The organism is Salinivibrio sp. HTSP (assembly GCF_003390965.1).
GTDB classification, from domain to species: domain Bacteria; phylum Pseudomonadota; class Gammaproteobacteria; order Enterobacterales; family Vibrionaceae; genus Salinivibrio; species Salinivibrio kushneri.
In genome coordinates this window covers 21,181-45,826 of the sequence record NZ_PXUD01000063.1, presented here as the reverse complement: position 1 = coordinate 45,826, position 24,646 = coordinate 21,181, and the positions used below count along the sequence as shown (strand labels likewise).

The window sequence follows — 24,646 nt, the reverse complement described above, 5'->3', positions numbered from 1 at the left end:
CTGGAAATTACGCAATGACGCTGACCTTTACATTGACTGCCGCACTGGCTGTGCTGTCGCTACCTTGGTGGCCAATGTTACCGCCAATTTGGGTCTGCATCATGACAGTGATCGTCTTCGTTGTTGGGTGGAAAAGACGTTGGTGGTGGCTTGCTGGAAGCGCGTTAGGGCTCACTTGGGCTGTATTGTCCGCAAATTTGTATCAAGCCGACGTGATCCACGTCATTTCACACCAAGAGGATACTACAATCAGTGGGACAGTGGGCACCCTTTTCAGCGCAAAAACGGGGGCGCAAGCGATTATTTTTGACGTTGATAAAATTAATCAGACAAGATTGCCGCCTTTTCGCTCAGCCAGAGTGCGCGTTTATTGGCAATCTCCCCCTTATCCCAAGCAAGGTGAACGTTGGCAATTGGTGGTGACGTTTAAGCCCCCTTACGGACGGTTAAACGAGGCGGGATTTGATGCGGAAAAATACTACGTTGCACGGCGAGTGCATGCCAAGGCCCGACTCAAAGAAGCAACGCGGCTAACCGAGCAGGTGAGTTGGCGTCAGCAACTACTTGATACACTCAGCCCAGCTTTGGCGCCGCTTGCCTTTGGGCCGCATTTATTAGCATTGAGCCTTGGCGAGCGGGAATGGTTAACTCCAGCGCACTGGGAAACCCTGACGCACAGTGGTTTAGCCCATTTGATGGCTATTTCAGGATTGCATATTGGTTTGGCCTACGGGATTGGGTGGCAAATCGGCCGTTGGGCGCGCGTCTTTCTCCCGGAACGACGCCTGTTTTTATGGCTGCCTTTGTACGTGGCGATGGGGGTGGCCTCGCTCTATGCGGCATTGGCCGGGTTTGCACTGCCCACTCAACGCGCGCTCATTGCCTTGATGCTGGTCTCAATCAGTAAACGCTTGGGAGCGCGGATTTCCCCGCTCAATCTGTTGCAGTTAACCTTATTATTGGTATTGCTCCGCGACCCTTTCGCCGGTTTCTCAATGAGTTTTTGGCTCTCGTTTGCCGCTGTGGGGGCCTTATGCATGGCGCATTACACGCTGACCCATGCCGCCTCTGATGGTCGAAAACAAACACGGCCTTGGCTTCGTCCTATCAAGCAGCTTATCGGCATACAATTGATTCTATTGGTAGGAATGCTTCCTTTGCAGTTAGGATTATTTGCAGGGATCAGCGCCGCTGCCACGCCCATTAACCTCGTGGCGGTGCCTTGGGTGGGAATGGTGACCGTTCCACTGGTCTTTGTTGGCCTGCTGAGTGAGAGTCTATCGCTTTCCTGGGTTGCGGATTGGGTATGGGGTGGGGCAAATGCCAGCCTTCATCCAGTGATGGCACTCGCCGATCTGGCGGCGGATACCTGGTTACCCGCCCCAGTCACCTCGGCAGGCTGGGCAATATCGGCGACGGTGCTCGTTTGGGGGTTATACGGCTGGCGTTGGCATCGTTTAAAGGCGGTGATGCTGGTCCTGGTCGCAGCCGTGGTAGCTTGGCGAGATCCTAAACCGGTCAACTGGCAAATTGATGTGTTGGACGTCGGGCATGGGTTGGCGGTATTGATCAGTAAGAATCACCGCGCGGTGCTCTATGACACGGGCAACCGCTGGCAGGTGGGCGGTATTGCACAAGCGGTGATCGCACCGATTCTGACCCATCGTCAAATCAGGCAGTTAGATGGCCTCATTCTCAGTCATGGCGACAGTGATCATGATGGTGGGGCGACGTTTATGTCTGATACCTATTCACCGCAGTGGCGCCGTGCCAGTGAGCGTCGTGCTGGGTATCAAGCCTGTGTGGCCGGCGAGCGTTGGCGCTGGCAAGGACTCACCTTTTCGGTACTCTGGCCCCCAGCACAAAAGGCGCGTGCTGATAATGATGATTCCTGTGTAATCCGAGTCTCTGGCGATGGACGTAGCCTGCTGCTCACAGGCGATATAGAAGCCAGTGGAGAGGCTGATTTGTTGGCGTCTCTGACCGATAAACAGGCGCTTAATAGTGACATCATTTTGGTGCCCCACCATGGTAGTGCGTCTTCGTCTTCCTCAGCGTTTATTCGCGCCGTTGATCCGGTTTGGGCCGTCGCGTCAACTGGGCTTCTCAACCCATGGCAGCTTCCGTCACCAGAGGTGAAATTGGCCTATCAAAACGCCGGTATCACTTGGCTTGATACGGCGGCAAATGGCCAAGTGCGTTGGCAGGGTGTCGACTCGGGTTGGCAGTTAACACGTTGGCGGCAGGACCGCAGCGATTATTGGTATCGTCAGATGTTTAAACGTCGGCCAGTATATTTGGACGCGGACTTGTAAAAGAGTAGAATGCCCGTCTGTTTAACACATCTAAACGATTTTAATGAGCGAATATCAAGATAAAACGACCTGGCAGACGTTTAAGCAGCTGTGGCCCTACATTGCCAACTATAAAGTAGGGCTGATTGTTGCCATTATCGCCTTGGTGATTAATGCCGCCAGTGACACCCTGATGCTCTCAATGCTAAAGCCTCTGCTTGACCAAGGCTTTACTTATGACGATGTCAAAGGCGATTTCCTCAAATGGATGCCTGTCTATTTGGTCGCACTCATGGTGATACGTGGCTTGTCGAGCTTTGTGTCCGCTTATTGCTTATCTTGGGTGTCGGGTCATGTGGTGATGACCATGCGCCGCCGGATGTTCAATCACTTCATGAAAATGCCCGTCAGCTTTTTTGACCAAGAGTCGTCCGGTGCACTGCTTTCTCGGATTACCTATGACTCAGAACAAGTCGCGTCAGCGACCAGTAGCGCCTTGGTCAGTTTGGTGCGCGAGGGGGCATCCATTATCGGTTTGATGGCGTTGATGTTTTGGTCAAGCTGGCAGCTCTCCGCTATTCTTCTGGTGATTGCGCCAGTGGTGGCGATTTCTATCCGCATCGTCTCTAAGCGCTTCCGTCGCATTTCTTCCAATATGCAAGATGCCATGGGGTCGGTGACTAGCTCCGCCGAGCAAATGCTTAAAGGGCACAAAGTAGTGTTAAGTTACGGTGGCCAAGACGTTGAAAAGACGCGTTTTGAGAAAGTCAGTAATCGTATGCGTCAGCAGACCATGAAGCTGGTGTCCGCACAAGCGATTGCCAACCCGGTGATCCAGTTGATTGCCTCCATGGCATTGGTGGTGGTACTGATTTTGGCCAACACCGAGGCGATTCGCTCTGAGCTAACTGCAGGTACCTTTGCAGTAGTATTTGGTGCCATGTTTGGTCTGATGCGCCCACTTAAATCCTTGACCAACGTGACCTCTCAGTTCCAACGCGGGATGGCGGCCTGCCACAGTTTATTTAACCTGATGGAGCTGGAAACGGAAAAAGACACCGGGACACACGCGGTGGAGCAAGTGAGTGGCGACATTAAGGTCGAGGATGTGGTCTTCACCTATCCCACTCGCGACGCACCCGCGCTAAATCATGTCAGCTTCGAGCTGCCAGCGGGTCAGACCCTAGCCCTGGTGGGACGTTCAGGGTCAGGAAAAAGCACCATTGCTAACCTGTTAACCCGTTTTTATGAACTAGACAGTGGTGCGATTACGCTCGATGGTGTACCGATTGAGGACTATACCCTGGGTAATTTGCGTCAGCATGTCGCAGTGGTGTCGCAAAACGTTCACCTGTTTAATGACACGGTGGCGAATAACATTGCGTATGCCGCAGAAGACAAATACAGCCGGGAACAAGTCGAGCACGCCGCGAAACTTGCCTACGCGGATGACTTTATTCGAGAGCTTGACCACGGTTATGACACCATGATTGGTGAAAACGGGGTGAGCTTGTCTGGCGGACAGCGCCAACGCTTGGCTATTGCGCGTGCCTTGCTACGTAATGCGCCCGTTTTGATCCTGGATGAAGCCACATCGGCACTGGATACCGAGTCTGAACGTGCGATTCAGGCGGCATTGGATGAGCTGCAAAAAGATCGTACTGTGTTGGTGATAGCACACCGACTGTCGACCATTGAAGATGCCGATCAGATACTGGTTGTGGATGAAGGAGAGATCGTCGAACGAGGCAGTCATCAAGCACTCCTTGAGCGTGACGGTGCCTATGCACAACTTCACCGTATTCAGTTTGGTGACTGAGCATGCTAGAGCAACTGTGGTTTGGTCATCAACGCCCGCTATGGTCGGTATTATTAAGGCCGTTTAGCGCCTTATTTGGCCTCGTGGCGCGCCATCGCCGTCGTCAATATTTACGCGGCAAAACACGGCGCTATTCGGCGCCAGTGCCGGTTATCGTGGTGGGGAACATCATGATTGGCGGCAATGGCAAAACCCCGTTTGTGATTTGGTTGGTGGAGCAACTCAAAGCGCATGGCTACCGACCAGGGGTAGTGTCACGCGGGTATGGCGGCAAATCTGAGCAGTATCCACTATTACTCAGCCAAACCACGCCACCGCGCACGGCGGGAGACGAGCCAGTATTAATTGCGCGCCGCACTCAGGTGCCGGTTTGTGTTGACCCCAACCGCAGCGAGGCAGTTAAACGTATCCTGCAAGAAGGTGTCGATATCGTGGTCACGGATGATGGTCTGCAGCATTATCGGCTGGATAGAGATATCGAAATCGTGATCATCGATGGTCAGCGTCGGTTTGGTAACGGTCACTATCTGCCCCTGGGACCCTTGCGCGAATCACTCGATAGGCTTGAGAGTGTCGATATGTTGGTCACTAATGGCGGCACGCCACAAGGCCAAGAATGGGGGATGCATCTGGTCCCTGGCTTGGCGGTCAACCTACGTACGGGACAACGCTGCCAAGCCTCAATGCTACCGCAAGTAGTGGCAGTTGCTGGGATTGGCCATCCACCCCGCTTTTTTACCACCTTGCAGCAAATGGGCGTGACACCTGTTTATAGCCAAGGGATTAACGATCATCAAACCCTCAACGCCGACGAGCTGGACAGCTTGAGCAAGAAGGGGCAACATTTACTGATGACAGAAAAAGATGCGGTAAAATACCAAGGGATCGCCCAAGATAACTGGTGGTATTTACCGGTAGAGGCGCGGCTGCCTGACGAGGCAGCTCAGGCCGTACTCGCCAAGATAGAACGTTTGCAAACAAACGCGAATAAAAAATAAAGGAACGCTATGGATCACCGTCTGCTTGAAATTGTGGCCTGCCCATCATGCCAGGGCAAACTCTATTATCAACGCGATAACAATGAGTTAGTTTGTAAATTTGATCGTGTCGCTTATCCCATTATTGATGGTATCCCCGTGCTGCTTGAATCAGAAGCTCGTGATATGTCATTGGAAGAGGTCCAGGGATGAGCCCGTTTTATGTGGTGATCCCAGCGCGGTTTGGCTCGAGCCGCTTGCCGGGTAAACCGTTGGCTGATATCGCCGGTAAGCCAATGATCCAACATGTGTACGAGCGCGCTCAAGCGGCCGGTGCCAGTCAGGTGATTGTTGCCACCGACGACCAGCGTATCGAAGCGGCGGTCAAAGCCTTTGGTGGAGAGGTGTGTTTAACACGTGCCGACCATGAGTCTGGCACTGAGCGCTTGGCCGAGGTTGTCGAACGCTATGGCTTTGCTGATGATGATATTATCGTCAATGTGCAAGGCGATGAACCCTTGATCCCCGCAGCGGTTATCGGTCAAGTGGCGGAGAACCTTAGCCAGAATGATCAGGCACCGATGGCCACCTTGGCGGTTGCGATTGATGACCAAGAGCAAGTGTTCAATCCCAATGTGGTCAAAGTCGTGACGGATCAAAAAGGGTTTGCCCTGTATTTTAGCCGCGCCACGATTCCGTGGGATCGCACCCATTTCGAGGCTGAATCACCTGAGATCCCGCAAGCATTGCTGCGGCACATTGGTATTTATGGCTATCGTGCAGGATTTATCAGCCGTTACATCCACTGGACACCGAGCCCGTTGGAGAAGATTGAGTCATTGGAGCAACTGCGTGTGCTATGGCATGGCGAGAAGATCCATGTAGCCGTTGCCACACAGACGCCGCCGCATGGCGTTGATACCCAAGCAGACTTAGAGGCAGTGCGCGCCTATTTAGCCGTCGATAGCAACGCATAGGCGCAATTTTACGCCTACTGCGAATGAAAATAACAAAGCCGCGAATCAATCGCGGCTTTTTTAGTGGGTGATACGCGTTGGCGAGCTTAATTGGTCGGCTGAGCGATAAAGTCACGGAGCCGTTGCCATGCTTGTCCCAATCGCTCGTGCCAATAGCGTTCGAACTGCTCGAGGTATTGCGCACGTGGACCGTATTTTATCCATGGCTGCTTAATTTGCTTTTGCGCCATGAAGTTAGTCGGTGCGGGGATGGGATCGAGGCCAGCGCTTTGAAACTCATAGACGGCACGATCCATGTGTGCCGCGGATGTGACAAGAACTAGATTACTACTCCCAACCACCGACGCGGCTTGGTAGGCTTCCTCCCATGTATCCTTGGCGGTTTCAAGCAACAGGATACTGTTTTTATTGACCCCCAATGCCATTGCGACTCGTGCCAACATACGCGCATGGCTGACTTCATAACCATGGTCATAGCCTGACAAAATCAGCTTGGAAGTGGGGTACATTCGGTGAATACGGATGCCTTCTGCGAGGCGCATTAACGCCGCACGAGAAAGCTCAGAGGTTGGGGGGATAGCGTCATCTACGACATGACTGTTGCCCAGTACCATTACAAAGTCTACCGGTTTTTCCGTAGGGAGAAACGCGGTGTATTGACGCTCAAGTGGACGAAGGAGCCCCGAGGCGACCGGTTGAAACGAAGTGAGAAAAATCCCAGCAAACGCAACGAAGATAACAAAAGATGCCAGCCTTTTACGCTGAGAGAACCAAAGCAGGCATAGCCCGAAAAGACCCAACAACAGCAGCGCGGGCAAGGGCATTATCAAGGTTGAGATAAGTTTTTTTAATTCAAACATGCAATGTCGCCCGAAATATAGTCAAACGAGGCACAAATAGTGCCATAAACCTTTATTAACGTAAGGCTTGTGACAGAATATGCCTTTCTACCACTCAATGATAACGAATGCCATTGTGACTGAGGATAAAAATTTCGACGACATTGCCCACAAATTTGTTAAAAACATTTATGGATCGGGCAAAGGCGAAATCCGCCAAGCGGTTGTTTGGCAGGACATAGAGCAGATCCTGCACTGTTTCCCGCCTGAGCAGACCCTGCATATTTTAGATGCGGGTGGTGGGGTTGCCCCTATGTCTCGGCACTTGGCGGCGCGTGGTCACAGGGTCACTTTATGTGATCTTTCTTCGCAAATGCTCGACTTAGCCCGTCAGGAGATTGAACAACAGGGCTTACTTGCGCAGTATCAGCTGATTCATTCTTCGGTGCAGACGATTGGCGACCATTTGAGCGAGCCACCGGATGTGATTTTATTCCATGCGGTATTGGAGTGGACTGCCGAACCGGAGCAGGTGTTGAAAGACTTGCTCAAGCACTTGCGAGCGGGTGGGGTGGCGTCAGTGATGTTCTATAACCAAACCGGGTTGCTCTTCAAGAATCTTGTGTGCGGTAACCTCACCCATGTTGAGGAAGGCATGCCGCATCGCAAGCGGTTTAAACTTCAGCCACCCAAAGGTTTGCCCCCCGAGAGTGTCTATCAATGGATGCAAGACAGTGACATTACCCTCAAAGGTAAAACAGGCGTACGCACCTTTCACGATTATATGCGTGATACCAACATTGGTGATTTTACCTTTGAGCAAGTTATTGCATTAGAGCAACAGCTTTGCCGCCAAGAGCCGTTTGTGTCTCTTGGGCGATATATTCATGTCTGGGGCCAACATCATGCCCCAAGCAATCAAGATGAAAACAAGGACAACGGATGAGTGATCAGGCTCAGTCTTCCCAGCATTGGGCAGACGACGCTCAGACAGTACCTGAGTTGGTCAGTTGGGTAAAACAAAGTGGCTTGGGGTTAAACCTGCCGCCGGAGCGCTTGGCATTCTTGCTGGCAATGGCGGTGATGAGCCAGGAACGACTAGAAGATGAGTTGAGTGAACACGAACTCGTGGACGTCTTTCGGTTGGTGAGCGAGCAGTTTACCAACGATGAAGGAGGCAGTCTTGGTAATGTTGCCTTCCGCGCCAACAATGCCATCAACGAAATGGTACAAGCGAGACTGCTAAGTCGGTTTACCAGTGAAATGACTGATGGCGACAGCATTTACCGCCTCACGCCATTGGCGCTCGGTATTGCCGATTATTACGCCCGTCATCGTGAGTACTCGACCTTAAAGCTTTCAGTACAGCTATCCATGGTGGCCGATGAAATTGCCAAGGCGCGCCGAGCGGCGGAAGAAGATGGGGATGCCACTTTTTGGCGCCATAACGTTTATGGCGTGTTGAAGTACTCGGTCGCCGAGATTTTTGACCGCATCGATCTTAACCAGCGGGTAATGGATGAGCAGCAGCAACAGGTCAAAGAAGACATTGCCGCGCTCCTCACCCAGGACTGGCAAGCCGCAATCGCTAACTGCGAATACTTGCTCAACGAAACCTCGAGCACCTTGCAAGAGTTGCAAGAAACACTGCAGGCGGCGGGGGATGAGCTTCAAAGCCAGCTGCTGGGGATCCAAGAAGTGGTTCGCGGCCGTGATGACCTCGATTTCGTCGATAGCATGGTATACAGCTTGCAGATGAAACTGGACCGTATCGTGAACTGGGGGCAGCAAGCCATCGATTTATGGATAGGTTACGACCGCCATGTGCATAAATTTATTCGTACCGCGATTGATATGGATAAAAACCGTGCATTCAGTCAGCGTTTGCGCCAGTCGGTTTCCGACTATTTTGATATCCCTTGGTTTTTGACTTACGCCGATGCGGAGCGACTGCGTGATACGCGCGATGAAGCGCTGGTGTTGCGTGACGATGAAGTCACGGGCGAGATGCCAGAAGAGGTAGCGTTTGAACAATTAAGTGTGGTTGACGATGGCCTTTCACAGGCAGTGTCACAGATGCTCAACCGCCATCGAGAAACCGGACAAGCGATCGACTTAGGTCGTGTCCTGAAAGATTACTTAGCCGAGCACCCACAAGCTCGCCATTTTGATCTCGCGCGCTTAGTGATTAACCAAGCGGTCCGCATGGGCTACTCCCAATCTGATCTTAACGCGATTCAGCCTGATTGGCAGGCGATTAACGACTTCGGAGCTAAGGTACAAGCGAATGTCATCGATAAATACTGAACAGCCAATGCCAGAAGGGCTGGCCAAAGCCATTGCTAACCCTTTGTTCCCGGCGTTGGACAGTGCACTGCGTGCTGGCCGCCATATTGCCAGCGACGATCTGGATAACCACGCCTTGCTGATGGAATACGAGCAAGCGCTGAATATTTTCTACCAGCGTTATAACGCTGAATTGGTGCGCGCACCAGAGGGCTTTTTCTATCTTCGCCCGCGTTCAACCAGTTTAATTAGGCGCAGCGTGTTGTCTGAACTGGATATGCTGGTTGGCAAAGTCCTGTGTTTTCTGTACTTAAGCCCAGAGCGCTTGGCACAAGAAGGGATCTTTACCACCCAAGAGCTGTTTGATGAGCTGCTGGCGTTGGCGGATGAGAAAAAACTGATGAAGTTGGTCACGCATCGTGCCACCGGCTCAGATCTTGACCGGGAAAAGCTTTTCGACAAAGTGAAAACATCGCTGCGACGTTTGCGTCGTCTTGGGATGATTTTACCCATCGGTGAAGGCAGTAAATTCCGCGTCAGTGAAGCGACTTTCCGCTTTGGTGCCGATGTACGAGCCGGGGACGATCCACAAGAAGCCCAGTTGCGTCTGATTCGGGACGGGGAAGCCGTGGTGCATAGCCAAGCGCATATTCAATCAAGCCTGCTCGATGATCACTCGGATGAAGACGCAGACAATGCCGATACAGAGACAACGGAGGAGCCGACAGTATGAGTCAGCGCGGTAAGTATCACTCACTCACCATGGTGAACTGGAACGGCTTTTTTGCCCGAACCTTTGATATTGACTCCCTTGTCACCACCTTATCAGGCGGGAACGGCGCGGGTAAGTCGACCACCATGGCGGCGTTTATCACCTCGTTGATCCCTGACCAAACCCTGTTGCACTTCCGTAACACCACAGAGGCAGGCAGCTCGAGCGCGTCTCGTGATAAGGGTTTGCACGGTAAATTGCAGCCAGGTGCCTGTTATGCCGCCTTGGATGTAGTGAATTCACGCCAACAGCGGGTGTTGTTTGGGGTGCGTCTTCAACAAGTGGCGGGGCGTGATAAGAAGGTGGATATCAAGCCGTTCGTTTTACAAGGCTTGCCTTCTTCTGTGGCGCCGACCGATGTGTTGGTCGAGACCTTAAATAACGGTCAAGCGCGTGTACGCCAGCTTAACGAGGTAAAAGAGGCGGCGGGTGAGTATGAAACCGCGCACTTCAAAGCCTTTAACTCGGTCACCGACTATCACGCGCAAATGTTTGAGTTTGGCGTGCTACCGAAAAAGCTGCGCACCCAGCAAGACAGAGGCAAGTTTTATCGATTAATTGAGGCGTCACTCTACGGCGGTATTTCCAGCGCGATCACCAAGTCGTTGCGCGAGTATTTGTTGCCACAAAATGGCGGCGTGAAAAAAGCCTTCCAAGATATGGAAGTGGCGCTGAAAGAAAACCGTATGACGCTAGAGGCGATCAAGCTGACGCAACGCGACCGTGACTTGTTTAAGCATTTGATCACCGAAGCGACCCATTATGTGGCCTCGGACTATATGCGCCATGCCAATGAGCGTCGTAGTAAGCTTGAGCAAGCGCTGTCGTTGCGGGCGGAGCTGAACGCTGCCCAGCAGACGTTGCAGCAAAAGCAGCAGCATGCGGAAACCATGCGCGCAGAATTAGCCGAGCTGGAAGCGGGACAAGATCACCTCGAACAAGATCACCAAGCGGCGGCTGATCATCTGCAGTTGGTGCAATCGGCGATGCGCCAACAAGAAAAGATTCAGCGTTACGAGGAAGACTTACTCGATCTTTCTGAAAAGCTGGAAGAGCAAATCATGGTGGTGGAAGAGGCCACAGAGCAGCTTGCTGAAGCTGAATTGCGTGCGGCACAAAGTGAAGAGGAAGTGGATAGTCTCAAGACTCAGCTTGCTGACTACCAACAAGCACTCAACACGCAACAAACGCGTTCCCTGCAGTACCAACAAGCCCTCAATGCCTTGGAAACCGCGCGTCGCCTCACTGGCGATGAGACCCTCAGTGCAGACGAGGCCACGACACGATTACACGCGTTAAAAGCACAAGAGTCTGAACAAACCGATTGCGTACTGTCACTCAAGCATAAACGCGATTTGGCGTCAGCGACGGCCAATCAGTTTGAACAGGGCTTGCATCTTTTGCACCGTCTTGATCCCTCTGTGCCCCGTGCTGAGGCTGGCAAGGCTGCCAAGCGCTGGGTTGAGCTGGGCAGAGAGCGTCGCTATCTAGCCGACAGTCTAACGCAGCGCCAGTATGAGCAGCGTGAACTGAGCCAACGGGCTGAGCAATATCAGCAAGCGAGCCAGTTAGTGTCGGAATATCAGGACCTAACAGGCGAATCGCTGGCTGACAGTGACGCGGTCGAGCAAGCCGCCGCGCTGCAGCAAGCACGACGCGACGCGCGACAAGAGGAAAAAGACACCCAAGCTGAGCAACTGCGTGAGCTCGCGCGGACACAGGATGCGGTTGACGCGCAAATCCAAGATCTTGAGCTAAAAGCACCGACTTGGTTTGCGGCCAATGACGCCTTGACCAAACTGGAAAGCCAAACTGAAAAAACCTTGGTGGACAGTCAAGCGGTGATGGAGGCGATGCATGCCACGCATGAGGCGGTACGTACGCGCACGCAGCACCAAGATCAGCTGAGTAAACAAAAAGCAAAGATTGAACAAGCGATTGAGCAATTAGCGCAGCCAGGTGGCAGCGACGATGCGCAATTGCAAGGCCTCGCCGACACACTGGGTGGAACTTTACTCTCTGAAATTTATGATGATATCACGCTCGATGACGCCCCTTATTTCAGCGCACTCTATGGCCCGGCGCGGCATGCCATCGTGGTGCCTGATCTTAAAGGCGTTAAAGACAAACTCACTGATTTGGACGCTTGCCCCGATGATCTATACATCATTGAGGGGGATGCCGACGCGTTTGATGATAGCGTGTTTGATGCTCAAGAGCTGTCGGGTGCCGTGTGTGTACACCTAAACGATCGGCAAATGCGCTATTCGCGCTTCCCGACTACGCCTTTGTTTGGTCGAGCTGCCCGTGAGCACCGCCTTGAGCAGCTACGTGAACAACGAGAGGCCTTGGTGGAAGATCATGCCAAAGCCTCTTTTGATGTACAAAAGTGGCAACGCTTGTCACACGCATTTAGCCAGTTTATTGCTGAGCATCTCACGGTGGCGTTTGAGCCCGATCCTGAACAGGCGATCGCCGCTTGCCGCGAGAAACGTGCGCAGACTCAGCGGGCAATAACCGAAGCCAAGCAGGTATTGGCACAACACGAGGCGGCGGTGGCGCGTTGTCAGCAAGCGCTACAAATTCTCGATAAGCTTCGCTACTGTGCCGACGCGCTCACAGAGGAGAATCTCGACGCGCGCGTGCAAGCAGCGGTTGAGCGCGTAGAGGCCGCCAAAGAAGCACAAGGCTTTATCCAACAACATGGTGAAACCTTGGCCGCATTGGAAAGTAGCCTGGCAACACTCGACAGTGACCCTGAGCAATTTGATAAACTAGAACAGGCCTACCAAGAGGCGGATAACACCTTACAGGCGATTAAGCAGCAAGTGTTTGCTGTTGCCGATTTAGCGGAGCGTCGTCCGCATTTTGCCTATCAAGATGCGTCAGACATGCTGACGCAAAGCAGTGAGCTTAACGAACAGCTTAAAGCCAAACTCAAAGACGCCGAGCAGGTGCGCCAACGTGAGCGTGAATCGCTCAAGCAAATTCAGTCGCAGAATAGCCAATATCATCAGGTGCTCGCGTCGCTCAAAAGCGCCCATCAATCTAAGCAAGAGACATTGAACGAGTTTAAGCGTGAGCTTAGTGAGCTAGGTGTGCAAGCGGATGAAGACGCCCTGATGCGTGCGCAAAGTCGTCGTGATGCTTTGTACGATCAAATGCATCAGGCACGGCAGCGCCATAGCGAGCTTTCCCGCGGTATCACATCGCTGGAGATGGAGACCAAATCACTGACCAAAGAGCTGCGTAAACTGCTTAAGCAGTACAAAGAGCTGCGTCAGTTTGTGGTCAACGCCAAAGCGGGCTGGTGTAGCGTCCTGCGCATCGCGCGCGACAATGGGGTAGAAAAACAACTGCATCGTCGAGAAATGGCGTATATGTCTGCTGACGAGTTACGTTCGTTATCAGATAAATCGTTAGGGGCATTGCGCCTTGCGGTTGCTGACAACGAAACCTTGCGCGATGCCTTGCGGGCGTCTGAAGATGTTGGACGACCAGAGCGTAAAGTCTTGTTCTACGTGGCTGTGTATCAGCATCTGCGCGAACGTATCCGTCACGATATCATTCGCACCGATGATCCGGTCGAAGCGATTGAGGAAATGGAAGTCGAACTGGCCCGTCTTACTGATGAGCTTACGCAGCGTGAACAACGCTTGGCGATCAGCTCCGAGTCGGTCGCCAACATTATTCGCAAGACGATTCAGCGCGAGCAAAACCGGATCCGCATGCTTAACCAAGGGCTACAGAACGTGGGCTTTGGTCAAGTGCAAGGCGTGCGCCTGAATGTGTCTATCCGTGAAACCCATGCTCAGTTGCTGATGGGCTTGGCTGAACATGCTGACCAGCACCAAGATTTATTTGGTAATCCAAACCTGACGTTTTCGGAAGCGATGGCTAAACTGTTCCAGCGCTTAAACCCGCATATTGAAATGGGGCAACGTGCGCCACAGACCTTAGGGGAAGAGTTGTTAGATTATCGCAACTTCCTCGAATTAGACATTGAGGTGAATCGTGGCACCGACGGCTGGTTGAAAGCGGAATCCGGCGCGTTGTCGACCGGCGAAGCGATTGGTACTGGGCAGGCAATCTTGCTGATGGTGATCCAAAGCTGGGAAGAAGAATCACGCCGACTGCGAGGCAAAGATGTGATCCCTTGTCGCTTACTCTTCCTGGATGAGGCCGCGCGTTTGGATGCTAAATCGATCTCGACCTTGTTTGAGTTGTGTCATCGCTTGGATATGCAGCTGTTGATTGCGGCACCGGAAAACATCAGCCCAGAGCAAGGGACGACGTATAAACTGGTGCGTAAAATCTTCAACGATCGCGAACACGTCCATGTCGTGGGCTTACGCGGCTTTGGTGAAGAGAAGCGTCGGGAGCTCGATCGCGAGCCGGTGATGGAGTAATCGTCAGTCAAGGTGAAAACGAAGGGGTCGGCCTTAAGGCTGACCCCTTTGCGTTTTAGTCGGTTTTAAAATGACCGATAGTGTCAGCCAGGCGTGATGATCGTTGGCTTAAGCCAGTGACGGTTTCGGCGGTGTCATGTGTACGCTGCGAGACAGTTTCAGCTGATTGTGCAATGTCTGTGATGCTTTCGCTGATTTCTGTCGTCACTTGTGTTTGCTGCTGGGTGGCATTGGCAATGTGTGAGGTCATCTGATTGATTTCGGTGACCATGTTGGCAATATCAACCAGCGCAGCGTTATTTTGCTGACAATAGTCCACACAGGTCTCAACGGTTTGGCTGGTGGTATCCATATCTGCCACCGCTGACTGCGTCTCTTGACGTAATGCGGCAATTTTATCGCGGATACTTTCGGTCGAGTCTTGGGTACGTGAGGCGAGGGTGCGTACCTCTTCGGCGACCACGCTGAACCCACGGCCTTGCTCGCCCGCGCGCGCCGCTTCAATCGCCGCATTCAGTGCCAACAAGTTGGTTTGCTCGGCAATGGCTTGAATTACATCCAGTACGGTGCCGATTTCTTCGCTTTGTTGCGATAAACGCCCCATGGTGGCGGTGGCTGCGTCCATACTCGATGACAAGGTACGGATTTGCGCAACCAGGTCGTCACCAATTCGTGAGCCTTTGTTGACGGCTTGGGTGATGTCATCAGACGCGGTGGAGGCTTGATCTGCATACTGGGCAACATCGGTGACGGAGGTAGCCATTTCTGTCGCTGCTGAGGCAACTTGATGGGTATGCTTGACCTGATCGGTCACGCGATCGCGCATGGTTACCACATCTTGATTGATGTCGTTAGAGGCTTGGCCGAGTAACCCAGAAGCTTGGTGCGCCTCTTGAATCACCTGTTGGAAGCTTGCGAACATATCATTGAGCGAGCGACCAAGCAGCGCCATTTCGTCTTTACCGCTATCGGGTAAACGTTGGGTTAAGTCTTTATCTTCTGCAATGGATTTAATACGTGTGGTGACCGCAATCATGGGTTTGGCAATATTGCCACCGAGAATATAGGCAATCACGATCGCGACAACCACTAACACCAATGAGGTAATCACCGTCGCTTTGAGAATGGTACCCTGCATGGTCGCCACTTGTGATAGCGCTTCCTGTTGACTGATTTGATTGACCAGCGCCCAGCGCTTGCCGAAGACATCAATCGGTGAGTAAGCGGTATAGACGGTTTGGTTGCGATAACTCTGCTCTTTGCCAGTGCCCGTTTCGCCTGCCAGCGCTTGGGTAATGCTTTGCGACGCCATGGGCATTTGGCCCGCGGCGGTATCGGTGAAATCAATGCGGCGAATCAAATCGGGTTTGACGCCATTGGTGCGCAACAAGTGTAAATACTCAGATTTGTCCTCTTGTAAAGCGCGCGCTTCGGTGCGAAGGACGTTATCAGGCCCGACCATAAACATTTCGCCGCTTTGTCCAAAGCCTGCTGACTGCCATTGGCCTTGACTGCTGATCACGCCACTTAAACGCTGAATCGGCAATTTAAAGATGAGTACGCCCTGCGTTTCGCCGTTCTCGACGATAGGGGTGGCGATAAATGAGGCCGGTTCATCGTAGCTGGGAAAGTAAGGGCGATAATCCACAAAACTGATGGCGCCGGCTTTTGCATCAATCGCCTCTAAAAAGGCATCACCCATGCCGCTAGTAGCGTAGGGACCCGCAAATAAGCTGGTTCCAAAGTCAATCTCTTTGGCCACCGAGTAGACAATACGGCCATTGGCATCGGCTAACACGATGTCTTGGTAGCCAAACGTTTCGGCAAAGCGGTGATAGTTAGGGTGATATTGAGTGTGCACCTTGTCATACGTGGAGCCATCATTGGTGGTCACCAACTTGTCTTTCTCGCCCAAAGGATGGGGGCTGCCGCTGATATAAAATTGCTGCAGTGTCCGCGTGGCAGGGGCGAGCGCTGCGAGGTTGGAGCGTGCATTGGCGTTGGTATCATTGCGCGCTTGGTAAACATCGCCGAAGGTGTCGGTGTAGTAGTCTTGCAGCGCGCGCCGGGCCGCTCTATCAGTGCGGACTTCACGGCTGTAGCGTCGATAAGCTTGGCTAAAAGACGTTACCGCGTTTTCGGTCATGGTGGAGTCGGCCATTGAGGTGAGTTGTTGGCCGATAAATGAAAAATAACTGGTTAATTCAGAGTGTTTGGCTTCGCGTACGGCTTTGAGCTGACTAATGGCCTGCTCTCGCATTTCATCGCCAAACAGTGTGGTGGTTCGGTTTGCCAACACCGCGGCGGTGGCGACAATACAAATAACACAGGCGGAGATGATCGCCGCAGAAACCTTGGTGCGAACTTTCATACTACTAAACTCCTGAAACGTCGTTATGACGGCATCAAATCAAGACACCTTACTGGCGTAAAGTGGAGGTGGGGGCTTATTCGATAGGGAAATAACATGCTCAAACCGTCAGGTCGCACTCTAGCATGGCCACACTGTGGTATTGGCCAAACTTTTCACCGACATCATTTAGCTGTCCAACTTGTTGGAAGCCAAAGCGACGATGCAATGCCAATGACGCTGGGTTAGGTAGCGTGACGAGAGAATAGGCGCGGCGCAGGGCCTTATCGCGCATTCCGTCGAGCAAGGTTTGCATTAATGCCGAGCCAACCCCACGGCCACCGGCATCGGGGGCCGCATAAATGGTGATTTCTGAGGCGATGTGGAAAGCCTGCTTGGGATTGAAAGGCGTATTGTAAGCAAAGCCAAGGATTTGTTGGTCTTGCTCTGCCACCCAGGCTTGATAGCAGGAGGACGGATCAAACTGAGCAAACCATTGTTCACGTTCAGCTAATGGCCATGGGCACAAGTCAAACGTAATGGCAGTGTGTGTAATGTAATAATTATAAATCGTATTGATCGCGTCACAATCACGCAATTCCATGCGTCGAATAAGCATTTTCGCTTCCTTTTCGCTTTTTTTGCGCGATATAAGATAACGAAGTTCAACGCATTCGCCAAGTGTTGGTGATAAATGAAACACTTGTCGTGCATTTAATACCCAAATGTTGCTGTCTTTTGCGCGAAAACAAACGCACGCACTGTTAGGCTAACAAAATGCTCGATAAGGCATTGAGGGTGGCGGAAGATCGGATTAGCATGAGGTTTCTAGTTCTCGGCATAAAGGATCCGTTTTGTCAGAGTTTAAAGCGACATCTATTTCTCCAGTCGGTCCGTTTTTCTCGCCCATGGTGCAAGGTTACTGGCGGCTGGATGATTGGCAAATGACGCCGCAGCAGCGCTTAAGCTTTCTTAAGGCGCACATCGACTTAGGTATTACCACGGTCGACCATGCGGATATTTACGGCGATTATCGCTGTGAGACACTGTTTGGCCAAGCGCTGAAGCTTGACCCCAGCGTCAGAGACGATATCCAAGTGGTGTCGAAATGCGATATCAATTTGGTCAGTGAGGCGGCCCCAAACCGTAAAATCAACCATTACGATACCAGTTACCGGCATATTTTGGCGTCGGTGGATAACTCCTTGTCACGCTTGGGCGTAGAAAAACTGGATGTGTTACTGCTCCACCGTCCTGATGCGTTAATGGATGCAGATGAAGTGGCTGAAGCCTTTACGACGCTGCGCCACCACGGCAAGGTGGCGCACTTTGGTGTCTCTAACTTTACGCCTTCACAGTTCGACCTGCTTCAGTCTCGTTGGGATGAATCCTTGGTGACCAACCAAGTGGAAATCAACCCGCTACGGTTTGATGTGGTGCATGACGGTACGCTGGATCAGTTACAGCGGTTGCGTATTAAACCGATGGCGTGGTCTTGCCTTGCAGGCGGCGAGATGTTTAACGGTGAGTCTGAGCAGGCTATACGGGTACGTGATACCTTGCATGCTATTGGCGAAGAGCTAGGTGGTGCGACGATCGATCAGGTGATTTATGCCTGGGTGATGCGTCATCCGTCTCAACCTTTGCCGATTATTGGCTCGGGGAATATTGAACGCGTTAAAGCTGCCAAAGCGGCTTATGACCTCAACCTCACGCGTGAGCAATGGTATCGGATATGGGTGGCGTCAAAAGGGCACAATGTCCCTTAAATAACAGCGTGTAACCGACTGACTCTCAATTAATAAGGCGGCTATTAGCCGTCTTTTTGTTGATTGTTCAGTGACGGAAAGGGCCACTAGGTGATATGTCTGACGAATGAGTGGAAAACGCTAAACGGTGCGAATGAAAGTAGCATGCAGAGCCAGCGCATGACTGATGGCGACAAAAAGCGAACATCCCTTGCTTTTAATACGCCACTTTCTTTTATTACGCCGTAGTAGGCAGGTGAGACCGGTGGAGACATCCTGTTTACCCGCCGGAGACCATTATTTTTTTGCCTGGAATTGCGAATTATGTGAGGTGAGGGCAGACACTTCTAGCATTGGTGCCGCATCAATATCATCGGCGTTCATCATCGAAGAGATACGTTGTACCGATGACAGCAATAACGATTGCTCCCACTCATCTAAACTTTGAAAGCGTGAAATAAAGTTTTCTTGTAGGGGTTTGGGTGCTTGTTCTAACGCCGCTTCCCCTTGCTCGGTCAAGTGGGCATGCACTTTACGCTTATCAAGCTCACTGCGAACACGCAAAATCAATCCGCGCTTTTCTAGACGATCAAGAATGGTCGTTGCCGTTGCCTGACTCATATTAGTATGGGTCGAGAGCTTACGAATGGTCACTTGGCCCAGCTCTTTAATCGCACGCATTAGGACAAGTTGGGGGCCAGTGATCCCGGATACTTTGTTAAGTTTTCGTGAATGCAGGTCTATTGCGCGGATGATTTGCCGCAGCGCAACCAGTACTTCTTCGTGTTTTTCCATTTACTCACCTCCACCAGAAAAAATCGCCAACGAAACTTACAATACCCGCGGTTGGAGTGCAAAGGCATCGAGAGAAAAATCGACTTTTCATGGTTTTTTTCACTATCAAATAATCAATGTGCTTTCAGTCTATTATAACCCTTAGAGTTCAAATTAAATCTAATTTATTGTTATTTTTAGCTGTTTCAGTGAGCAGGCGCAAAAAGTGCCACATAGTCATTAGTTTAAGTGGTCAAGAGGTCGGATCAGCGTTGCAACACGTTGCACCAAACCCTGCTTGGAGTGTGGAGATCACAGCTTTGATAATAGCCTCAATTCCTTGTTGCATTTAGTAACATAATGCTTAGAATCTCTCGCATACAAACGATAATAGTTCTCATAACTGTTCATACTAAAGCGAAGGACAAAGTACTATGGAAATGACCCCTTTTAAGCGTAACCTTATTGCGCTTTCCTTATTTGCCGCGCCTCTGGGCGTTAATGCGGCGACGCCAGAAGACGTTGTTGAACATTACGCCGATATCGCGCATGCGGTATTCGCAGACTCCCACACGACGGCGGTCGCGCTTGATGAAGCCATTGAGGCTTTTACTGCCAGCCCCTCTCAAAAAACCTTTCAGGCAGCAAAAAAAGCATGGTTAGACGCACGAGTGCCTTATCAGCAGTCAGAAGTGTTCCGTTTTGGCAATGCGATTGTTGATGACTGGGAAGGGCAGCTGAACGCATGGCCACTGGATGAAGGTTTGATTGATTATGTGGCAGACGGTTACCAAGCCGAGCTGGGTAACGCTGGTGCGACAGCAAACATTATTGCTAACCAAAGCATTCAAATTGGTGCGACGGATCTCGATGTCGCTGACATTACGCCAAAACTGTTGGCCAGTCTCAATGAGGTAGGCGGGTCAGAAGCGAACGTGGCTTCCGGTTATCATGCGATTGAGTTTTTGCTTTGGGGGCAAGACTTAAATGGCACTCATCCAGGTGCGGGCGAGCGCCCATATTCAGACTTTGCTTACGGGGAAGATTGCACGAACGGCCACTGCGACCGTCGCCGCGAGTACTTGAAAGCGGCCGCCGATCTCTTGGTGGATGATTTAGCCTGGATGCGCGACCAGTGGGCGGAAGGTAATAAAGATAACTATCGCGCGACGCTATTGGCGGATTCTAGCGAGAACGGCTTACGTAAGATGCTGTTTGGTATGGGGTCTCTCTCGTTGGGTGAATTGGCCGGTGAGCGCATGAAAGTCGCATTGGAAGCCAACTCGACCGAAGACGAACACGATTGTTTCTCTGATAATACCCACAACTCGCACTTTTACAATGAGCAGGGTATTTACAACGTCATGATGGGCGCTTATCAGCGTGTTGACGGTAGCAAACTGACAGGGCCATCCGTGCTTGACTTAGTCAAAGACAAAGATACTGACGCGGCCAACGCGATCAAGACAAGCTTTGAGCAAGCGCGTGAGCAAGTAAAAACACTTGTTGTGTCAGCGGAAAAAGACAATGTGCATTTTGATCAATTAATCGCGGCGGGCAACAATGAGGGTAACCAACTCGTCAATGCATCCATCACCGCACTGGTTGACCAAACCAAACACATTGAGAAAGCCGCTCAGATCATCGGCATTGATAATCTCAACCCAGATACCGCGGATCATCAATTCTAATTGTCCGCTAATGATATCAAGCCCCGTGCCGCGGGGCTTTTTGCTTTGTCAGGATACAACATGAAGTCCAAAGTCATTGTTTACCTCGGTGCAATCGGCGTCAGTGCCTTGGTGAGCGCGTCAGCGGTTGCTTTTGAGCGCACCTCGGGTGGCAGTACCACGGTGATTAAAAAAGGGGCCAACGCTTTCTCCCAGCCTGCCGCTAACTTACCCATGAGCGAGCGCATCGACTTCAGTGTCGGGAACAGTTTTTTTCGTAACCCCTGGGTCAGCTCGCCGGCTTCAACCGATGCGCGTGATGGGCTTGGCCCTTTGTTCAATACCAATGGCTGTCAGAATTGTCATATAAAAGATGGCCGTGGGCATCCGCCTTCTCCTGGTGATACCAATGCTGTGTCGATGTTGGTGCGATTGAGTGTGCCGGCAATGACCGAAGCAGAACAGCAGAAATTGATCCAATATGGCAATATTCCCGAGCCAAATTACGGGGGACAGTTACAAGATTTTGCCCTGCCAGGTGCGAAGCCAGAAGGAAAGGTTGCCTTAACCTATTCAGCCGTTCCTGTGACTTTTGCCGATGGTGAGACCGTCACTCTGCGTCAGCCACATTTAACCGTCACCGAGCTTAACTATGGGCCGATGGCGGAGAATGTTCAGATGTCGGCGCGGATTGCGCCCCCAATGATTGGATTGGGATTGTTGGAATCTATTCCAGAGGAAAAGATTTACGCACTGGCTGATCCTGAAGATGCCAATGGTGATGGGATCTCAGGTCGTCCCAATCAAGTGTGGGATATCGAGAAGCAACGCACTGCGCTTGGCCGGTTTGGTTGGAAGGCGGGACTACCCACGGTTAACCAACAAAACGCCGCGGCCTTCAATGGCGATGTGGGACTAACCACTTCCATGTTTCCGCACCACAATTGTATGCCGTCACAGTCTGTGTGCGACGAGATGCCCAATGGTGGCGATCCAGAAGTCAGCGACAATATCCTCGGGTTTGTCGAATTTTACGCCCGTCATTTGGCGGTGCCAGCGCGTCGCAATATGCAGGATCCTGCCGTGAAACAGGGGCAAGATATCTTCGTGCAAACAGGCTGCAATGCGTGCCATGTGGCGTCATTTACTACCGCAAAACGCCCCGAACTTAGCGCACTGAGCGAGCAGCGTATTCACCCCTATACGGATTTGTTGTTGCATGACATGGGAGCGGGGCTAGCGGATCATCGAGGAGAGTTTATCGCCAACGGTAGAGAGTGGCGCACACCACCTTTGTGGGGGATTGGGTACACCAAAGAAGTGAGTGCGGATGCCACCTATCTGCACGATGGTCGCGCGCGTACCCTCATGGAAGCCATTTTATGGCATGATGGCGAAGCCGCCAGTGCGAAACAGCGTGTGCTGGCGATGCCGAAAGCGGAGCGTGACGCCTTAATCGCGTTTTTACGTTCCTTATAACAACAATATGCTGGAGTCTTGTCGCATGCGTTTTCGACTCAATCCTATCGCCGTGATCTCTCTGAGCGCCACGGTATTACTCGGTGGGTGTTTATCTCAAACCGAGACCGGGCCTAACCACGGCCTTTGGCAACTACAAAAGCAGCGAAGTGAGCAGTTTCTTTCTGCGGCCACGGATCTGGCTAAGACCACGCAATCGGTCTGTACTCAGGGCACGCCGATTGATGATGCGCGCCAAGCGTGGAAGACGGTGATGGCCAATTGGATGCCATTACAAGGGGTAGAAAAAGGGTCTGAGGACGCCTTGGCGCAAAGTTGGCGTATTCAGTTTTATCCGGACAAAAAGAATACCACAGGGCGAAAAATTAACGCCTTGCTGGCCAGTGATACACAGTGGACCGCGGAGGCATTGGCCGAGCAAAGTGTGGCCGTGCAAGGCGTCGGCGCGATGGAGTGGTTGCTCTATGACCAGCAAGCTGATTTGAGCCAACCGAAGCACTGTGAAGTGGCGATGGCGGTCAGTGCTCGCTTGCAACAAACGGCATCAGCGCTCAATGCGGCTTGGCAGAAAAACCCTTGGCATGGCATGCCGCCTTCGATGGCGGTGTCAGAAAAGCTCGGTGCGTTGACCCATCAGCTGGATTATGTGCTGAAGAAACTGTCTGGCCCTCTGGGTAAACCGGGCTTTCCTAACCCTTACCAAGGTGAAGCGTGGCGATCACGGCACTCTCTCACATTGTTACGCCAAAGCATCAAAGCGATGCAAACCCAATATCATGCTGAGGGTGGCATTGAACAATCCCTCCGTGAGCGAGGTTATGATGAGGTCGCGGATCGTGTCAGCGAGCATTGGCAGTTGGCATATAACAGCGTGCCACAAGATGGTGAGCCTTTGTTTGATAGGTTAAATAGCGTTGCGGGGTACCGTGATATGCTCACTGTGTACAATAATCTTGAGTATCTCAAATTGGTGCTTGGCGGTCAGGTCGCGCAAGATTTAGGTATTATCGTCGGGTTTAATGCATCAGATGGAGACTAGTTTAAAGCGACGCCGTTTATTAAAAGCGGCTCTGATGGGGGCGGCGTTGCCTACAGTGGTCAATGCGTTGAGTGGTTGTCGCGGCAATCCTACTGCCGACCGTTGCGAGTTACTCGGCTGCGCGCTAAGCAGTGATGGAACGTTCGCGGTTGTCGGCGCGGATCGTACCGGACAGCCCGTATTCCGTCTTCCGTTGCCCGCGCGCGGTCATGGTGTCGCCGCTCAACGTCGAACGGTCGGGACACTGGGTGTGGCATTTGCGCGTCGGCCCGGTGATTTTATGCAGGTGTTTGACTATCTACGTGGCGTGACGCTGTCACAGGTAACAGCCAGTTCAGACCGCTACTTTTATGGGCATGGCGCGATTTCTGATGACGGCCAGTGGCTATATACCACTGAAGGTAAACGCCAAACCAGTGAGGGCGTGGTCGGTGTTTATCGGCTAAGCGCCCGTGGCCAGGTGGAAAAAGTGCGTGAGATCAGTGGCTTTGGGATTGGTCCTCATGAGATTGCACTGGCGGATGCTAATACGCTAGTGGTCGGGGTCGGTGGCATGCATACCGATGGTCGCACCGTGCTAAATATCGATTCAATGTCACCGGCGTTGGTGTACATCGACATCGAGTCGGGTGAGGTGGTTGAGCGTGCTGAATTAGCCAATAAAAAGCTGAGTATTCGTCATTTGATGGTGTCTGAGGATGGCTATGTGGTGACGGGGCAGCAATATCATGGCTCGGATAATGCGCCCTTGGTTGCGATCCATCGACGAGGGGAGCCGATGAAAATGCTTAATGCCACCCCTGAACAATGGGCTCGATTTAACAACTATGTAGCGAGTATCGCGACACTCAATGGCTGGGTGGTGGCGACCTCACCCAGAGGCAATTGCTATGGTATCTGGTCTTTAGACAGCCAAGATATGATAGGTTTGCATCCATTGGTGGATGCCTCTGGTGCCAGTCGTGACGGTGATGTGATCAACTTGAGTTCGGGGGGCGGCAAAATGGTGACACTTGATAGCGCACACCATCCCGATTATCAGATGACGCCAGTGCGATGGGATAATCATTGGATAACGCTGGTGTAATGAACGCGTGGTAGCGTGAAAAGCGGTAGTCTGAACAGGCTGCCGCTTTTTGTTTTATTGTGGGTTGGGGGGGAGAGAAAAAAATCAGACGATGATTTTGTCGAGACGGGGGCAAAATTTGCCATA

Annotated in this window: 18 protein-coding genes; 14 read left to right on the top strand and 4 right to left on the bottom strand. The window is 52.0% G+C overall.

Going from position 1 to position 24,646, the window contains the following annotated elements; translation table 11 throughout:
* Positions 1 to 14: 14 nt before the first annotated feature.
* The 5 genes from C7A19_RS11785 to kdsB are packed head-to-tail and all read left to right on the top strand — an operon-like array spanning position 15 to position 6,067.
* Entirely contained in the window at positions 15 to 2,315 is a 2,301-nt protein-coding gene (locus tag C7A19_RS11785; protein ID WP_116644963.1) for a DNA internalization-related competence protein ComEC/Rec2, read from the top strand.
* A 43-nt stretch (positions 2,316 to 2,358) separates the two neighbouring features.
* A complete protein-coding gene (gene msbA / locus C7A19_RS11780; RefSeq protein WP_077521429.1) occupies positions 2,359 to 4,113 on the top strand; it encodes a lipid A ABC transporter ATP-binding protein/permease MsbA in 1,755 nt (584 codons plus the stop codon).
* A 2-nt stretch (positions 4,114 to 4,115) separates the two neighbouring features.
* Entirely contained in the window at positions 4,116 to 5,111 is a 996-nt protein-coding gene (gene lpxK / locus C7A19_RS11775) for a tetraacyldisaccharide 4'-kinase (RefSeq protein WP_116644962.1), read from the top strand.
* 9 nt (positions 5,112 to 5,120) lie between these two features.
* Entirely contained in the window at positions 5,121 to 5,303 is a 183-nt protein-coding gene (locus C7A19_RS11770) for a Trm112 family protein (protein ID WP_046073143.1), read from the top strand.
* Positions 5,300 to 6,067 (top strand): 3-deoxy-manno-octulosonate cytidylyltransferase, encoded by a 768-nt coding sequence (gene kdsB, locus C7A19_RS11765; RefSeq protein ID WP_116644961.1) that lies wholly within the window; start codon positions 5,300 to 5,302, stop codon positions 6,065 to 6,067. Before C7A19_RS11770 ends, kdsB begins: the two co-directional genes overlap by 4 nt.
* Before the next feature lie 86 nt (positions 6,068 to 6,153).
* Here kdsB and elyC read toward each other — a convergent pair whose 3' ends face one another.
* Positions 6,154 to 6,927 (bottom strand): envelope biogenesis factor ElyC, encoded by a 774-nt coding sequence (elyC, locus tag C7A19_RS11760; protein ID WP_077486085.1) that lies wholly within the window; start codon positions 6,925 to 6,927, stop codon positions 6,154 to 6,156.
* A 115-nt stretch (positions 6,928 to 7,042) separates the two neighbouring features.
* Here elyC and cmoM point away from each other — a divergent pair, with 115 nt between their 5' ends.
* The 4 genes from cmoM to mukB are packed head-to-tail and all read left to right on the top strand — an operon-like array spanning position 7,043 to position 14,373.
* Positions 7,043 to 7,852: a tRNA uridine 5-oxyacetic acid(34) methyltransferase CmoM gene (gene cmoM / locus C7A19_RS11755; protein ID WP_201264087.1), complete on the top strand. Its 810-nt coding sequence runs from the start codon at positions 7,043 to 7,045 to the stop codon at positions 7,850 to 7,852.
* Positions 7,849 to 9,213 carry a chromosome partition protein MukF gene (gene mukF / locus C7A19_RS11750; protein ID WP_116644959.1) on the top strand — a complete coding sequence of 455 codons (1,365 nt, stop codon included), beginning with the start codon at positions 7,849 to 7,851 and terminating at the stop codon, positions 9,211 to 9,213. Before cmoM ends, mukF begins: the two co-directional genes overlap by 4 nt.
* Positions 9,194 to 9,925: a chromosome partition protein MukE gene (gene mukE / locus C7A19_RS11745; protein ID WP_069362517.1), complete on the top strand. Its 732-nt coding sequence runs from the start codon at positions 9,194 to 9,196 to the stop codon at positions 9,923 to 9,925. The genes mukF and mukE overlap by 20 nt, the downstream gene beginning before the upstream one ends.
* Positions 9,922 to 14,373 (top strand): chromosome partition protein MukB, encoded by a 4,452-nt coding sequence (gene mukB / locus C7A19_RS11740; RefSeq protein WP_102505242.1) that lies wholly within the window; start codon positions 9,922 to 9,924, stop codon positions 14,371 to 14,373. The genes mukE and mukB overlap by 4 nt, the downstream gene beginning before the upstream one ends.
* A gap of 55 nt (positions 14,374 to 14,428) precedes the next feature.
* Here the strand turns inward: mukB and C7A19_RS11735 are convergent, their stop codons facing one another.
* A complete protein-coding gene (locus C7A19_RS11735) occupies positions 14,429 to 16,744 on the bottom strand; it encodes a methyl-accepting chemotaxis protein (RefSeq protein ID WP_116644958.1) in 2,316 nt (771 codons plus the stop codon).
* A 100-nt stretch (positions 16,745 to 16,844) separates the two neighbouring features.
* Positions 16,845 to 17,342: a GNAT family N-acetyltransferase gene (locus tag C7A19_RS11730; protein WP_077458229.1), complete on the bottom strand. Its 498-nt coding sequence runs from the start codon at positions 17,340 to 17,342 to the stop codon at positions 16,845 to 16,847.
* A 289-nt stretch (positions 17,343 to 17,631) separates the two neighbouring features.
* Between C7A19_RS11730 and C7A19_RS11725 the strand changes: the two genes are divergently transcribed.
* Positions 17,632 to 18,492 (top strand): aldo/keto reductase family oxidoreductase, encoded by an 861-nt coding sequence (locus C7A19_RS11725; RefSeq protein WP_102505367.1) that lies wholly within the window; start codon positions 17,632 to 17,634, stop codon positions 18,490 to 18,492.
* A gap of 276 nt (positions 18,493 to 18,768) precedes the next feature.
* Here C7A19_RS11725 and C7A19_RS11720 read toward each other — a convergent pair whose 3' ends face one another.
* Entirely contained in the window at positions 18,769 to 19,266 is a 498-nt protein-coding gene (locus C7A19_RS11720) for a MarR family transcriptional regulator (RefSeq protein ID WP_046073151.1), read from the bottom strand.
* 419 nt (positions 19,267 to 19,685) lie between these two features.
* On the opposite strand from C7A19_RS11720, the gene C7A19_RS11715 reads away from it, so the two are divergent.
* The 4 genes from C7A19_RS11715 to C7A19_RS11700 are packed head-to-tail and all read left to right on the top strand — an operon-like array spanning position 19,686 to position 24,520.
* A complete protein-coding gene (locus C7A19_RS11715; protein WP_108743869.1) occupies positions 19,686 to 20,936 on the top strand; it encodes an imelysin family protein in 1,251 nt (416 codons plus the stop codon).
* A 60-nt stretch (positions 20,937 to 20,996) separates the two neighbouring features.
* Positions 20,997 to 22,394, top strand: coding sequence for a di-heme oxidoredictase family protein (locus tag C7A19_RS11710; protein ID WP_116644957.1), 1,398 nt, complete (start codon positions 20,997 to 20,999; stop codon positions 22,392 to 22,394).
* 25 nt (positions 22,395 to 22,419) lie between these two features.
* Positions 22,420 to 23,433, top strand: a complete 1,014-nt coding sequence (locus C7A19_RS11705; RefSeq protein WP_162300270.1) for an imelysin family protein — start codon at positions 22,420 to 22,422, stop codon at positions 23,431 to 23,433.
* Positions 23,423 to 24,520 carry a DUF1513 domain-containing protein gene (locus tag C7A19_RS11700; RefSeq protein ID WP_116644955.1) on the top strand — a complete coding sequence of 366 codons (1,098 nt, stop codon included), beginning with the start codon at positions 23,423 to 23,425 and terminating at the stop codon, positions 24,518 to 24,520. The genes C7A19_RS11705 and C7A19_RS11700 overlap by 11 nt, the downstream gene beginning before the upstream one ends.
* Positions 24,521 to 24,646: the final 126 nt, after the last annotated feature.

Coding starts and splice junctions, on each gene's coding strand:
- C7A19_RS11715 (WP_108743869.1), top strand. CDS start 19,686: ATGACCCCTTTTAAGCGTAACCTTATTGCGCTTTCCTTATTTGCCGCG.
- C7A19_RS11700 (WP_116644955.1), top strand. CDS start 23,423: ATGGAGACTAGTTTAAAGCGACGCCGTTTATTAAAAGCGGCTCTGATG.
- C7A19_RS11725 (WP_102505367.1), top strand. CDS start 17,632: ATGGTGCAAGGTTACTGGCGGCTGGATGATTGGCAAATGACGCCGCAG.
- mukE (WP_069362517.1), top strand. CDS start 9,194: ATGTCATCGATAAATACTGAACAGCCAATGCCAGAAGGGCTGGCCAAA.
- elyC (WP_077486085.1), bottom strand. CDS start 6,927: ATGTTTGAATTAAAAAAACTTATCTCAACCTTGATAATGCCCTTGCCC.
- msbA (WP_077521429.1), top strand. CDS start 2,359: ATGAGCGAATATCAAGATAAAACGACCTGGCAGACGTTTAAGCAGCTG.
- C7A19_RS11770 (WP_046073143.1), top strand. CDS start 5,121: ATGGATCACCGTCTGCTTGAAATTGTGGCCTGCCCATCATGCCAGGGC.
- C7A19_RS11720 (WP_046073151.1), bottom strand. CDS start 19,266: ATGGAAAAACACGAAGAAGTACTGGTTGCGCTGCGGCAAATCATCCGC.
- kdsB (WP_116644961.1), top strand. CDS start 5,300: ATGAGCCCGTTTTATGTGGTGATCCCAGCGCGGTTTGGCTCGAGCCGC.
- mukF (WP_116644959.1), top strand. CDS start 7,849: ATGAGTGATCAGGCTCAGTCTTCCCAGCATTGGGCAGACGACGCTCAG.
- mukB (WP_102505242.1), top strand. CDS start 9,922: ATGAGTCAGCGCGGTAAGTATCACTCACTCACCATGGTGAACTGGAAC.
- C7A19_RS11785 (WP_116644963.1), top strand. CDS start 15: ATGACGCTGACCTTTACATTGACTGCCGCACTGGCTGTGCTGTCGCTA.
- C7A19_RS11710 (WP_116644957.1), top strand. CDS start 20,997: ATGAAGTCCAAAGTCATTGTTTACCTCGGTGCAATCGGCGTCAGTGCC.
- C7A19_RS11735 (WP_116644958.1), bottom strand. CDS start 16,744: ATGAAAGTTCGCACCAAGGTTTCTGCGGCGATCATCTCCGCCTGTGTT.
- lpxK (WP_116644962.1), top strand. CDS start 4,116: ATGCTAGAGCAACTGTGGTTTGGTCATCAACGCCCGCTATGGTCGGTA.
- C7A19_RS11730 (WP_077458229.1), bottom strand. CDS start 17,342: ATGCTTATTCGACGCATGGAATTGCGTGATTGTGACGCGATCAATACG.
- C7A19_RS11705 (WP_162300270.1), top strand. CDS start 22,420: ATGCGTTTTCGACTCAATCCTATCGCCGTGATCTCTCTGAGCGCCACG.